Origin of the sequence: Cellulosimicrobium cellulans, assembly GCF_007679345.1 — a bacterium.
GTDB lineage: Bacteria > Actinomycetota > Actinomycetes > Actinomycetales > Cellulomonadaceae > Cellulomonas > Cellulomonas cellulans_A.
The window spans coordinates 25,359-38,818 of record NZ_VEGH01000005.1 but is presented as its reverse complement, the minus strand read 5'-3'; the positions used below and the strand labels follow the sequence as shown (position 1 = coordinate 38,818).

The following is a 13,460-nucleotide window of genomic DNA, read 5'->3' as shown; positions in this document are numbered from 1 at the left end:
GGGGAGCCACGACCATGCCGTACCGCGCCGAGAAGCCGCAGCTGCCCGAGACCCCGGAGCAGCTCCGGGCCCGCATCCCCGGCTGGGGTGCCGACCTCGACCCCGCCGACCGCCCGTCCTACCCGCGCGAGCGGACCGACCTCCCCACCGGTGCCCACTGGGACTTCCCGGAGCGCCAGCCGGAGCCGTACCCGCGCGAGCGGTCGATCGAGCACACGCAGCTGCCGCCGGTGTTCGGCACCGCGCAGCCGCTGCACGGCCCCGCCGGCGCGATCCGGCGGTACGCCTACGACCGGTTCAGCGAGGGCCGCGCCGCGCACTGGCTGCTGCTCATCGCCGCCGACCGGGTGGAGTCCACGACCGAGCACCTGAAGTCGTTCGCGACCACCCGGCCGGACAACCCGATCACCGAGACGGGGATCCTGTCCGAGCCGCGCCGGCACCCGGTCGCCTCGCGGAGGGGCCGGGTCGACGTCCGGCACCAGGTGCTGGACCCGCTGATCGTCGCGGGCCCGTGGATCGCCGGCGGCCTGGCGGCCGTGGCGGTGCTGCGCCGGGTCACCAGGAAGGGCTGACCCCGCCGAGCGCGGTGGTTCGCGTCGAGCGCGGTACCTGCAGGTACCGCGCTCGGCCGCGTCTCCCGCGCTCGGCGCCCGACGTACCCTGGTCGCCCCGCCCACCGCGTCAGTCAGGGAGCGACATGACCAACCTCGAGGCCGTCGCCACCGAGCGCGTGTGCACGCCCGGGTCGGCGGACGGCGCGGGCGCCGCCGGGCTCCCCGCCGGGTTCGAGCTCCTCGAACCGCGCGACGTCCCGCTCGGCGGCATCCGCGCGATGTCGGTCCGGCGCACGCTGCCGCAGCGGGCCCGGTCGTTCGTCGGAGCCTGGTGCTTCCTCGACCACTACGGCCCGGACGACGTCGCCGCGACCGGCGGCATGCGCGTCCCGCCGCACCCGCACACCGGGCTGCAGACGGTCTCCTGGCTGTTCTCCGGCGAGATCGAGCACCGCGACAGCCTCGGCACGCACTGCCTGGTCCGTCCCGGCGAGATGAACCTGATGACCGCCGGCCGCGGCATCAGCCACTCCGAGGACTCCACCGACGCGACGACGGTGCTGCACGGCGTCCAGCTGTGGACCGTGCTGCCCGAGGCCGACCGGGGTGCCGCGCCGGCGTTCGAGCACCACGTGCCGCCGGTGGTCCCGCTGCCGGGTGGCGAGGCGCGGGTCTTCCTCGGCACGCTCGCCGGGGCCACGTCGCCGGTGCGGACGTTCAGCCCGCTGGTCGGCGCGGAGGTGCGGCTGCGGCCCGGCGCCGCGCACACGTTCGACGTCGACCCGGCCTTCGAGCACGCGGTGCTCGTCGACTCCGGGGCGCTCACCGTCGACGGGGTGGACGCCCCGGTGTCCCACCTGCTCTACCGGGAGCCCGGCGCGACGACGCTCACCCTCGCCGCGACCGGTGACCGCGAGGCGCGGGTGCTGCTGATCGGCGGGCTGCCGCTCGGCGAGCAGATCGTGATGTGGTGGAACTTCATCGGGCGGGACCACGACGAGGTGGTCGCGGCCCGCACCCGGTGGCAGGCCGAGATCGCCGACCCCGGGGGCGCCGCGCCGGGGTTCGGCCGGGTGCAGGGCCACCCGCACGCGCCGCTGCCGGCGCCGCCCATGCCCGAGCTCCGGCTGCGGCCGCGCGCGTAGGCCGGCCCCGGCCCCGGCCCCGGCCCCGGCCCCGGGCGGGCCGGCCCGTGCCGGTCACGCGACCGGCATCGCCTCCGGGTCGCCGATGTGCCCCGGCGCGTTCGCCGCGAGCACCCGCTGCACGAACGCGCAGTACTCCGCCATGTAGTGCCGCAGGAACTGCGCGAGGGTGTCGTCGAGCAGGGTGCCGTCCTTGGCGAACGTGCCCGGCTCCACCTGGACGTACACCTCCGGGGCGTTCAGCTGCGGGGCGTCCAGGAAGCTGAGCACGCCGCGCATGGACGACTGCATGACCGCCGTGCCGATCTTGCCGATCGACGCCCCGGCGATGCCGGTCGGCTTCCGGGCGAACGCGTTCGTGCCCCAGGGGCGCGAGCCCCAGTCGATGGCGTTCTTGAGCGCGCCCGGGATCGACCGGTTGTACTCGGGCGACACGAACAGGATTCCGTCCGACCCCTCGATCGCCGCTTTGAGTGCCCGGGCCTCGGCGGGGTAGTCGGCGTCGTGGTCGGGGCTGTAGAGCGGGAGCCCGCCGATGGGGATCTCCCGGAACTCGAGCTGCTCGGGCGCCAGGGAGATCAGGGCGTTCGCGAGGGTGCGGTTGATCGAGGTGCTCGACAGGCTGCCGACGAAGTAGCCGATGGTGTACGACATCGCGTTCCTCCCGTCCGGGGCGGGAGCCCGGCGGACCCCCGCGTGCTCCAGCGTCGCACCGGCCGGCGCGGGGTGCGCGGCGGCGCGGGAGCCGCACCGCGGTGGCTGCGTAGGTGGGTCCGGCGGGTGCCCACGCGCCGCGGACGAACCGCCGCGCCGGGCACCGCCCCCTTGCGTAGGTGCTCCCGGTCCCGTCCCTGAGTGGTGCCGCAGCCGACACAGTGCGTATCCGGGGTCGAGCACACGGAGGGCTGACGGTGGAGGCTGAGGGTTTCGGGCTGACGGTCGCGGCGGCGCAGCGGTGGCTGCCGCTCGGCCGCGACGTCCTGGTGCGCGGTGACCGCGGCGCGGGCAAGACCACGGTGCTGGAGGGGCTGCTCGCCGACGCCTCGCGGCGGGGCGTGACCGGCATCCTGCTGCGCGCGGGCGGGTCGCGGCCGCTGTCCGCCCTGCTCGACCACGCGTCGGCGTCGGTGCGGGTGCCGGACGAGGCCGCGCTGGCCGACTGGCTGACCGACGAGCTCCGTGCCCGGCGCAGCGTGCTCCTGGTCGACGACGCCGACCGGATGGACGACGCCAGCCTGGGCGTGGCCCGGCGGGTGCTCGGCCGCACCGGCTCGCTGCTGGTCGCCGCGTGCACCTCGGACCCGCTGCGGGCACCCAGCGGCGGGTTGCGCGACCTGCTGCTCGGCCGGGCCCCGGCCGAGGTCCGGGTGCAGCCGTTCGGCTTCCGCGCGGTCGCCGCCCTGCTGGAGTCGGTGCTCGGCGCGCCCGCCGACGCCGGGCTGACCTCGTCGGTCATGGCCTCGACCGGGGGCAACCCGCGCGCGGTCGTCGCGCTCGCGGACGCCGCGCGCGCGGCGGGCGCCCTGCGCCGGCACGACGGGCTGTGGGTCGAGGACGGCACGCTGGGCGAGGTGCCCGCGGACGCGGTCGCGTACATCTTCCTGTCCGGCCTGGGGCCCGGCTGCGTCAGCGCGCTGGAGACCCTCGCCAGCGCGGGACCCGTGCCCGCCGACGTCGCGAGCCGGCTCGTCGACCCCGCGGCGCTCGCGGCCCTGTCGGACCACGGCCGGGTCGTGGGCCACGAGCTCACGCGGTCCGGCGAGGTGCTGGCGGTGTCGCCGCCGCTGCTGGCGCGGGCGCTGCGCGACCGGGTGTCGCCGTACCGCCGCCGCCGGCTCGCGGAGCACCTCGCGGCGGAGGGAGGCGCGCTCGCCTCCTCCGCCACCCCGGTCGACGACCTGACCACCGTGCTGCTCGCCGCCCCGTCGGGCGAGGGCGGTGCGCCCGAGTGGGTCGCGCAGGTCGCCGGCCTCGTCCACGAGCGCAGCGTCGCGGAGGAGGGCGCCCGGCGCTCGGAGTGGCTCGCGCAGCCGACCCTCGCCACCACGAACGCCTACCTCGCGGCCCTCATGCGCCGACCGGCGGCCGAGCAGCTCGACGAGGTGTTCGCCCGGGTGGTCCCGGGCGAGCACGACGACGCCGGCGAGCGCGCGGTCTTCGCGTTCTACCGCTCGCGGTGGACCGCCTGGGCGGGGATCACGGGGCCGGCGGAGGGCGCCGAGGGCGTGGCCGGCGCCGGGGGCGCGGGCGACGCGCACGACGAGGCGCGCGGGGACGCGGCGTCCGAGGGCGGGGCACCGGCGGGCTCGAGGGCCGGGCCGGCCGGCGCCGCCCCCGCGGACCCGCCCCCGTCCCGGGTCGCCGACCAGGCGATCGCCGACCCCGACCTCGCGCCGGTGGCCGACCTCGGCGGGTTGAAGTCGCGCGTGCTGCGGGAGCTCGCGGCGGGCCGGGACCCCGAGGAGGTCGCGGTCGAGCCGGAGCCCTCGACGCCGGTGCCGTTCTCGCGCGGCTGGCCGTCGGTCCTGCGCGCCGCCGCGCTGCTCGAGGCGGGCTGGCCGGCCGCGGCGCTGCAGGTGGTCGACCGGGCGGAGATGGGGCGCGCCGGCGCCGAGCCGCGGCACTACCTCGCGGCGCTGCGTGGCCAGGCCCTGCTGCAGTCCGACCGGCTGGACGAGGCCGAGCAGTGGCAGCGCCGGATGCTCGACGCCGCCTACGACGAGGTGGACGCCCTGGCGATCCGCGTGCACGCCAGCATGCTGGCCGAGGTGCTGTACGCGTCGTCGCAGACCGCGGCGGCCTGGCGCGCGGTCAGCACCGCGCTGCGCCTCGGCGCCCCCGGGCCGGTCGGCACCACGTTCTACCGCCGCGGCCTCACCGTCGGCGCGGTGATCCAGGCGCACGCCGGCAACCTCACCCTGGCGCAGGTGCTGGTCCGGGAGCTGGACCGCGCGCCCGCCGGTGCCCGCCCGCTGCTGCGCTCCAACCGCCCGCTCGCGCACGCGGCGCTCGCGGCCGCGTCGGGCGAGCCGCTCGTCGGCCAGCGCATCGCGCGGCAGGCGGCCCGTGCGTACGCCGCGGAGGGGCTGCTGCAGCCCGCGCTGCTGTGCTGGACGCTCGGCACCGGGGAGCTCGACGCGGAGCGCGCCGCCGCGGTACGCGACCTGGTCGCCCGTACGGACGTCCCGGTGCTCGCCCCCTACGCGCAGGTGGTGCTCGGTCTGATCGACGGCGACCGGGAGGTCGTCGCGGGCGCCGTCGCGCGCACCAGCGCGGCCACCGCGCCGGCGCTGGCCCGCGCGGCCGAGCAGTTCCTCGGTGTCCAGGAGGGCACCCCGCGGCCCGCGCGGGCACCGGTCACCCGGCTCGGCAGCGTCCGCTCCGAGGCGCTGTCGGCGCGGGAGCAGGAGGTCGCGGTGCTGGCCCGGGAAGGGCTCAGCAACCGGCAGATCGCCGACCAGCTCTACCTCAGCGTCCGGACGGTCGAGAACCACATGAGCCGGGCGCTGCGCAAGCTGGGGCTGGTGGGTCGGTCCGAGCTCACGGAGTGGGCCGGCTGACCGGCACGCCCTGACGCAGGGCCCGGGGGATCTCGGCCACCTCGTCGACGACCGCGAGCAGCCGCGCCACCTCGTCGTCGGGTGCGGTGGTGTCGAGGCGCACGTCGTAGGTGACGCCGGTCGACGCCCAGGTCTCCGGCGCGAACCCGCCGCGCGCCGTCACCGCCGCGCCGGCCAGCGGCAGGTCCCGGGCGTGCGCCTCGCGGAAGAGGTCGTTGAGCACGCAGCCGGCGACCGCGAGGTGCAGCAGGTGCGCACCGGTGAACGTCACGGACGCCCGGACGCCGCCCGCCGTCCAGCGGTGGGGCAGCGCGACGCCGTCGCCGTCCGCGGGCGCGAGGGTGCCGGCGCCGACCGTGACCGCGAAGTCCTCGGGCACCGGTCCTCCCCTCGGTGGGCGGGTCGCCGGCAGCGTAACGCCGGGCGTCGCGGCGCCGTCGGACACCTAGTCCCGAGGTCCCTGCCGCTCACCCGCGGGGCCATGCCCCTCAGTCCGCGCCGTCCGGCCACTCAAGGAGGCCGCCGAGGGCACTCACCGCCCGCTGGAGGGGGGGGCCGGGGCGCCTTGAATAGAGGACGTCGCAGGGCCTGCAGCGGCTGACAGGCCCTGCGACGTCGAGGTCTCCGGTGCCCGGCACCGCCCCCCGCCGGGCACCGGGGCCCTCGTCGTGGGTCCCGCCGCCGATCGTGATCTCGGTCACGAGCGCGAGAGCCCACCTGCGGCGATGCTCCCGGTCTGTGAGCAGGCTGTGTGAGCGTTCACCCCAGAGGACGCCAGGTTGTTGACCGCTGCACCATCGAGGGCCATAGTTCATCCCGACGGTGCGCATCGCCTGCCCCCTGCGCGGTGCGCACCGTTCACTAAGCCCCCGTCGAGCACGTGCTCCGGGACGGCGCCCCGGACGCCTCGCGCGGCCCGGCCCGGGTGCGCGGCGCGCACCGCCCCGCACCTCCCGGCGCGACGCCGCTCCCGCGCCCCACGGCCGGGCACCGCCCGCCGCACCGGCGCGCGACGCCCGCCGCGCGACGCGCCCGCCGCGGGCGAGTTCCGCGTCATCACCCGGGTCGGCGGCGCGTCACACCGCCTCGCGGGGCAGTCCCGGTTAGCGTGGCGCGGGTGAAGGTCCCTGCGCGCCGCTCCGTCCCCGGGCAGCAGCCGGCCGCCTCCGCCGAGGCCGTGCCGGCGATGCCGCCGACCCCCTCGACGACCGCCGACGGCCCGACCGCCGGCACCGGCACCGAGGGCCCCGCGCCCCGGCGCGACACCCCGCACGACGGCGAGACGACCGCGACCGACCCCACCGACGGCGCGACCCCCGCGGGTGGCCCCGTGCTCGTCGAGCCGCCCTCCGCCGCCGAGCTCGTCGCCGGCGCGACCGGCACCTGGCGCGCGGCCCTGGTCGAGGCGGCGGGCGGCTCCACGCTCGCCGACGTCGAGCTGCTCGGCGACGCGGCGCTCGACCTGTCGGCGGCGCACCCCTCCGGCATCGCGCAGCTGTTCGCCGGGCGCGAGACCCGGCTGTCGAACCTGGTCCGGGAGGGCTCCGCGCTCGGCACCGCCCGGCGCCGCGCCCGCGCCGTCGCCGCCCGCGCCGGCACCTACGCCCAGCAGTACGGCATCGCGCCGACCTACCTCGCCATCGGCGTCGCCTCCTGGACCGAGCACAGCACGCCCGACGTGGCGACCGACGACGTCGCGGCGATCGCGACGGCGACCCGCGAGTCGGCGGCGGCGCGGACCGACGGCGACGGCGAGGAGACCCCGGCCCCCGCGGCCCGGAAGGTGCGCGCCCCCGTGCTGCTGCGCCCGGTCTCGCTCCGGGCGCGCGGCACCGCGGAGAGCGACTACGAGCTCACGCTCGAGCCGTCGCTCGAGGTCAACCCGGTGCTCGCGCGGGCGCTGCGCTCGCGGGGCGCCCTGCTCGACCCCGGGGCGGTGGCCCGCAGCGCGTTCACCGGCTCCGGCTTCGACCCCCGCGACGCGATCACCCGCCTGACCTCGCTCGGCACGGCGGTCCTCGACGACTTCCAGCTGGTCGACCGGATCGTCGTCGGGACGTTCGTGCACCCCGGCCAGGTGCTCGTCGACGACCTCGACCGGCTCGCCTCCTCCCTGGAGCGGCACGAGGTGGTCGCCGCGCTCGCCGGCGTCGGCGAGGCGGCCGCGCGGCTCGACGTCGCCCTGCCGGAGCCCGCCCGCGGCGACCGCGACCCCGCCCTGGAGCGCGGCGTCGGGGACCTCGACCCCGCCCAGCAGCACGTCCTCGACGTGGTGGCCGGCGGGGCCCACGTGTTCGTGGACGCCCCCGCCGACAGCGACGTCACCGGCACGCTCGCCGCCCTGGTCGCGGACGCCGCCGCCGAGGGCCGGACCGTCCTGTACGTGCCCGGCCACCGGCGCGCCGCCGTCGCGCTGCGCGAGCGGCTGGAGCGGCTCGGGGTGGGGGAGATCCTGCTCGACGTCGCGCCGGACGCCGCCTGGCGGGCCGCGTCCTCGCGCCGGCTCATGGGCGCGATGACCCTCGACGTCGACCCCGGGGACCCCGCCGCCACGGCGGAGCTGCGCCGCGCCCTGGTCGACCGCCGCGAGCGGCTGCGCGGCTACGTCGACGGCCTGCACCTGGTGCGGGAGCCGTGGGGCGCCTCCGCGTACGACGCCTTCCAGGCGCTGGCGCGGCTGACCGCCCAGCGCCCCGCGCCCCGCACCACCGTCCGGCTGACCGCGGACGTCGCCCGCTCCCTCGACGCCGGCCGCCGCGCCGCCGTCGGCGCGGAGCTGCAGGAGGCCGCCGAGGCGGGCGCGTTCACGCTCCGCCCCGTCGACACCCCCTGGTACGGCGCCACGCTGCTCACCGATGGCGAGGCGGCCGACGCCCTGCGCCGCGCCGAGCGTCTGGCGGGGGAGGACGGCCTGGCCGCCGTCGAGCGCCGGATCGCGGAGGTCGCGGAGGTCACCGGGTTCACGCCCGCGACGACCCTGGCCACCTGGGCCGAGCAGCTCGAGGTGCTCGCGGGCGTGCGGGGCGCGCTCGACGTGTTCCAGCCCATCGTCTTCGAGCGCAGCCCGGCCGACATGGTCGCGGCCACCGCGTCGAAGGCCTGGCGGGCCGAGCACGACGCGCCGATGGGCTACTGGCTGCGTCGCCGGCTCAAGAAGCAGGCCAAGGACCTCGTCCGTCCGGGGCGGCCCGTCGCCGACCTGCACGCCGCCCTGCTCGACGTGCAGCGGCAGCGCGCCATCTGGGCCGAGCACTGCCCGGCCGGCGGCTGGCCGCGGCTGCCCGAGGGCCTGGGCGAGATCGAGACCGAGCACCGCGCGGTGCGCGCCGACGTCGAGGCGCTCGGCGTCGTGCTCGCCGGGACCCCGGAGGGCGCCGACCTGCTCGGCCGCCCGATCGGGGAGGTGCTCGACCGCGTGCGCCGCCTGGTCGCCGCCCGCGACACCCTGGCGCAGCTGCCGGAGCGCACCCGCCTGCTGCGCTCGCTGCGCGCGGCGGGCCTCGACGACCTGCTCGACGACCTGGCCGCGCGCCGGGTGCCGGCCGGGGTCGTGGCCGCGGAGCTCGAGCTGGCCTGGTGGAGCACGGTGTTCGAGCAGGTGCTCGCGGCCGACCCCGCCCTCGCCGGCTACGACGGCCGCACCCTCGGCCGGCTCGCCGCCGAGTACCGCGAGCTCGACGTCGCGCACACCGCCGCGCTCGCCGGTCCGGTGCGGGCCCGCGCCGCCGCCCACGTCCGCAACACGATGGCCGCGCACACCGAGCAGACCGAGGCGTTGTTCGCCGAGCTCGTCGAGGAGCGGCTCACCGGGCTGCGCGAGACCTTCGAGCGCTACCCCGACGTCGCCCGCCGGCTGCGGCCGGTGCTCGCCGCCGCGCCCATGCTCGTCCCGCAGGTGCTCCCGGCCGCGCGCACCGTCGACCTCGTGGTCCTCGACGCCGCCGCCCACCTGCCGGTCGAGGTCGCCCTGCCCGCGATCGCCCGCGGGCGCCAGGTCGTCGTCGTCGGCGACCGGCGCTGCGCCTCCGGCACCGCCGTCCGCGAGCTCGCCGACGTGCTGCCCACCGTGCCGCTGCGCGCCGACGCGTCCCGCCGCGACCCGTATCTCACCGCGTTCCTCGCCGCGCACGGCTACGGCGACGTGCTGTCCCCGACCCCGCTGCCCACCAGCGCCGCGGCGGTCGGGCACCACCTCGTGGACGGCACCGGCATGCCCGACGGCTCCGGGGTGGTGCAGAGCACCCGCGCCGACGTCGACCGGGTCGTCGAGCTCGTCATCGAGCACGCCCTGACCCACGGCGACGAGTCGCTGGCCGTCGTCACCGCGTCTCCCGTGCACACCGCGCAGGTGCGGGAGGCCGTGCTGGCCCAGGTGCGGGACTCGCCGTCGCTGGCCGCGTGCCTCGACGGGGCGCGGCCCGAGCCGTTCGTCGTCACCGACCTGACCAACGTCGCCGGGCTGCGCCGGGACGCGCTCATCCTCTCGCTCGGCTTCGGGCGCACCCCGCACGGCCGCGTGCTGCACCGGTTCGGCCCGATCAGCGGGCCCGGCGGCGACGCGCTCCTGCTGGCGGCGCTCGGCGTCACCCGGCACCGGCTCGACGTGGTGTCCTGCTTCGCGGTCGCGGACGTCGACCCGGAGCGGCTGCGCGGTCCCGGGCCGCGGCTGCTCGCCGACCTGCTGCGGTTCGCCGAGCGGCGGGCCGCGGGGGAGACGGACCTGGCGATCGCTGCGGTGCCGGTCGAGGAGCCGGAGCCCGGGTCCGAGGGCGCGCCCGACGTGGCCGCGGCCGCCGTCGGTGCGTCCGACGCCGACGCCTCCGTCGGCACGTCCGCGGCCGTGGCCGCGCCCGCCGTCGCCGAGGAGGTCAAGGCCCCCGCCGTCGCCGAGGAGGTCGAGGCCCCCGCCGCCGAGCGCGCCCCCGACCGCCTCGTCGTCGACCTGGCGGAGCGGCTCTGGCGGCACGGGCTGGTCGTCGAGCTCGACCACGGCCTGCCGGGCGGCCTGCACCTGCCGCTCGCCGTCGGTCACCCCGACCTCCCCGGCGAGCTGCTCGTCGCCGTCCTCACCGACGACGACGCCTACCTGCACGAGCCCAGCGTCCGGGTCCGCGACCGCCAGGTGGCCGAGCGGCTCGAGCGCCTGGGCTGGAGCGTGCTGCGCGTCTGGTCGGCCGCCGCGTTCCTCGACCCCGAGGCCGAGGTCGACCGGATCCGGCGCGCTCTGCACGCCGTCGCCGACCGCCGGATCGCCGAGTCCGAGGCCGAGCGGGCGCGTGCCCGGCTCATCGTGCCGGCGCCGCTGCTCGACGACGACGGCACCGGCCCCGCGCCCACGCTGACCGGCTTCGCGGTCGTCCCCGGCGCCGACCTGCCGGCCGGCGGCGGCGCGCGACCCGGCGAGCGACGGGTCCTCGACGCCACGGGCGCCATCACGGTGGTGCCCGACGACTCCGCGGACGCGGCGGACGGCTCGGCGCCGGAGGCCTCGGGCGGCCCCGGCGGTCGCGAAGGTGCGTCGTGGACGCCGCCGGCCGCGCCGGGGGAGCCGACCACGGACGCGACGGGGCGGCCGGGCGCGGGTGCGTCCGGCTCGGGTGCGGCGGGCTCGGGCGCGGCGGCCCCGGCCTCGGGTGCGGCAGCCCGGGACGCAGGTGCGCCGGCGCCGGCGTCCGGCTCGCGGGCCGCGGGTCCGACCGCGGCAGGCGAGGCCGGGACGCCCGCGCGTCCCGCGACCGCCGCGCAGATCCCGGGCGTCATGGAGGCCGCCGCCCCGATGACCGGTGCGGTCCGCGCGGTCCAGCCGACGCTCGCCGTCCCCGGCGGACCCCGGCCCGACGTCCGGCCGGGCCTGCCGATCAGCGCCTACTCCGACGACCAGCTCGACGACATCGTCGCCTGGCTCGTCTCCGACGGCACCGAGCGCACCACCGACGAGCTGGCCGCGGCCCTGCGCGCGGAGCTGGGTATCACCCGCCGCGGCGCGCGGGTCGACTCCGTCGTCTCGTCCGCGGTCAACCGCGCCACCCGCTGACCCCCGGGGCCCCGGCCCCGAGGCACCCGAGACCGGCCCCGTCCGGACACCCGCCGAGATAGGACCTGCTCGCCGAGATAGGACTCCCGACGGCCCTATCTCGGCCGGCGGGTCCGACCTCGCGCGGGCGCGGCGGGGTCGGGGCGGTCCGGGAGCGCAGGTGTCGAGATCGGTGGTTCGCGTCGAGATCGGTGGTTGCAGCCGCCGATCTCGGGTGGAAGCACCGATCTCGGGTGGAAGCACCGATCTCGGGGGGGGGGGGGCAGGGGCCGTCGAGGCGCGGGCTCCGCTCGCGCCCTGGGCGCGGCGCGGGTGGCGCGGGGCGGCGTCAGGCGGGCGGGGTCACCAGTGCGGGGGGACGTCGCGGCGCAGGCGGTCGTCGTTCGAGTCGGCCCGCTCGTCGCCCCAGCCGGTGTCGGAGTCGTCGGCGCTGCGGCTCGGGATGAGCGGGGAGTCGTCGACCGGACGGCGGGGGCGGTCCGTGGGCTCCGGGCGGGGTTCGGTCGGAGTGGTCACGCTCCCGATTGTCCCACCGCGCGAGGGGGTCGCCGACGGCAGCGGGACGTGTCGGCGGCGAGCGAGCGGCGTGGGTCGGGCGGCCCCGCGTCCGGGCGAGCGGCGCGGGTCGGGCGAGCGGCGCGGTTCAGGCGAGGGGCGGGTGACCGGGGCCGTCGATGCCCGTCGCCCTGCCGGTCGCCCCGGGACCCGCGCTGCCGGGCGCCTCGGTGGTGCCGGGGGCGGACGACGGGCCGGCGTCCTGGCGGAGGGCCGGGCTCGACCGGGCCGCGAGCAGGTCGCGGATCTCCTGGAGCAGCAGGATGTCCTCGGACGGGCGCGCCGGCTCGGCCTCGATGCCGCCCTTGCGACGCTCGGCGAGCTTGTTGAGCGGGAGCACGATGAAGAAGTAGATCGCCGCCGCGGTGATGAGGAACTGCAGCAGGGCGTTGAGGATGAGGCCCATGTTGATCTGGGCCGCTCCTTCGTCCCCGATCTTCCAGATCTCGGAGATGTCGGGCTGACCGAAGATCATGGCGATCAGCGGCGCGATGAACCCGTTCTGGATCGCCGTGATGACGCCGCTGAACGCGGCGCCGATGACGACGCCGACGGCCAGCTCGATCGCGTTCCCGCGGGAGATGAAGTCCTTGAACCCCTGCAGGACCCGGCCGGCGCCCCTGGCGCCCTCGGTCGCGGTGCGCAGGCCCTTGTTCAGTGCGTCGCTCATGCCGTGAAGACCCCCGGTGTGCTGCGGCGATTCGTCCGCATCATCCCACGATGACCGCGCTGAGCACGCGGGACGCGGCCGCGCCGCTCAGCGCCACGGCGTCCTCCGGCGCCACGGCGAGCAGCACGGGCGGGCTCTCGGTGGTGGCGGTACCGCCGCCGAGCAGGCCGCCGCCCGAGCCCGACCCGTGGTCGACGTCGCCGCGGGGGCGGGCCAGCACGACCGCGGCCCGCGCCAACCGCGCGGCGTCGTCGCCGTCGTGCAGAGCGGCCGCCACGACGTCGACGCGCATGCCCGGCGCCAGCACGTCCGCGACGCCCGCGTCGGCGAACCGCACAGGGACGACGACCGTGCCGGGCGGGCCGGTGGCGGCCTCGTCCACGAGCAGCTCCGGGACGAGCGGCAGGCCTGCGGGGACGGCGACCGCGAGGCGCCGGCCGGTCAGGTCCCCGGTGCCCGCGCCGGTCCGCGGGTCGGGGCCGTGCGAGGGAGCGGGGCCGTCGGTGGGAGCGGGACCGTCGGACGTGCCGGGGCGGTCTGGCAGGGCGGGTCCGTCGGAGGGGTCGGGGTGGTCGACGGCGTCGGCGGCACCGGCGGGCACGAGCGCGAGCGGTACCTCGGCGAGCCGCACGTCGCCGGCGGAGAGCACGGCACCGACCGCCAGGGCCCGTGCCGCGACCGGGATCCGCGCGGTCGGCGGGTCGGCGGGCCGCACCAGCCCGACCGCGACCAGCACGGCGAGGCCGGCGCACAGCGCCGCGACCGGCCGGCGGGCGCGCCAGCCGATCAGGCGGAGCCGGCGCCGGACGGTCTCGGGCAGCGGGTCGGTCAGGGGCATGCCCCGGACGCTAGGCCGCTCGCGCGGCGCCTCGGGCGCCCGGTCGCGTCGCCCTGGGGACGACGCACGCGCGCCGGCCTGTGGAGGACTCGGCGCCCGCC

General features: G+C 78.3%; 9 protein-coding genes. 4 read left to right on the top strand and 5 right to left on the bottom strand.

Features of this window, described 5'->3' with window-relative positions; translation table 11 throughout:
• Positions 1 to 14: 14 nt before the first annotated feature.
• Together FS882_RS08075 and FS882_RS08070 are read left to right on the top strand one after the other, a co-directional pair.
• The gene (locus FS882_RS08075) at positions 15 to 575 is read left to right on the top strand and encodes a hypothetical protein (protein WP_158372567.1); all 561 of its coding nucleotides are present in this window, start codon (positions 15 to 17) and stop codon (positions 573 to 575) included.
• Positions 576 to 700: 125 nt separating this feature from the next.
• Positions 701 to 1,702, top strand: coding sequence for a pirin family protein (locus FS882_RS08070; protein WP_158372566.1), 1,002 nt, complete (start codon positions 701 to 703; stop codon positions 1,700 to 1,702).
• Positions 1,703 to 1,756: 54 nt separating this feature from the next.
• On the opposite strand, the gene FS882_RS08065 is transcribed toward FS882_RS08070, so the two are convergent.
• A complete protein-coding gene (locus FS882_RS08065) occupies positions 1,757 to 2,356 on the bottom strand; it encodes an NADPH-dependent FMN reductase (RefSeq protein ID WP_158372565.1) in 600 nt (199 codons plus the stop codon).
• Between the two features lie 257 nt (positions 2,357 to 2,613).
• Here FS882_RS08065 and FS882_RS08060 point away from each other — a divergent pair, with 257 nt between their 5' ends.
• Complete coding sequence (locus tag FS882_RS08060; RefSeq protein ID WP_158372564.1) at positions 2,614 to 5,262, top strand: LuxR C-terminal-related transcriptional regulator; 2,649 nt, start codon at positions 2,614 to 2,616, stop codon at positions 5,260 to 5,262.
• Here FS882_RS08060 and FS882_RS08055 read toward each other — a convergent pair.
• Positions 5,243 to 5,641 (bottom strand): OsmC family protein, encoded by a 399-nt coding sequence (locus tag FS882_RS08055; RefSeq protein WP_158372563.1) that lies wholly within the window; start codon positions 5,639 to 5,641, stop codon positions 5,243 to 5,245. The two genes, FS882_RS08060 and FS882_RS08055, sit on opposite strands and share 20 nt — an antisense overlap.
• Positions 5,642 to 6,379: 738 nt before the next feature.
• Between FS882_RS08055 and FS882_RS20925 the strand changes: the two genes are divergently transcribed.
• Positions 6,380 to 11,296, top strand: coding sequence for a hypothetical protein (locus FS882_RS20925; protein ID WP_410053267.1), 4,917 nt, complete (start codon positions 6,380 to 6,382; stop codon positions 11,294 to 11,296).
• 342 nt (positions 11,297 to 11,638) lie between these two features.
• Here FS882_RS20925 and FS882_RS20920 read toward each other — a convergent pair whose 3' ends face one another.
• The 3 genes from FS882_RS20920 to FS882_RS08035 all read right to left on the bottom strand — a co-directional run bounded on the left by FS882_RS20920 (position 11,639) and on the right by FS882_RS08035 (position 13,359).
• Entirely contained in the window at positions 11,639 to 11,812 is a 174-nt protein-coding gene (locus FS882_RS20920) for a hypothetical protein (RefSeq protein ID WP_187365210.1), read from the bottom strand.
• Between the two features lie 127 nt (positions 11,813 to 11,939).
• A complete protein-coding gene (gene mscL, locus FS882_RS08040; RefSeq protein ID WP_158372562.1) occupies positions 11,940 to 12,521 on the bottom strand; it encodes a large conductance mechanosensitive channel protein MscL in 582 nt (193 codons plus the stop codon).
• A gap of 40 nt (positions 12,522 to 12,561) precedes the next feature.
• The gene (locus tag FS882_RS08035) at positions 12,562 to 13,359 is read right to left on the bottom strand and encodes an SAF domain-containing protein (RefSeq protein WP_158372561.1); all 798 of its coding nucleotides are present in this window, start codon (positions 13,357 to 13,359) and stop codon (positions 12,562 to 12,564) included.
• Positions 13,360 to 13,460 lie beyond the last annotated feature (101 nt).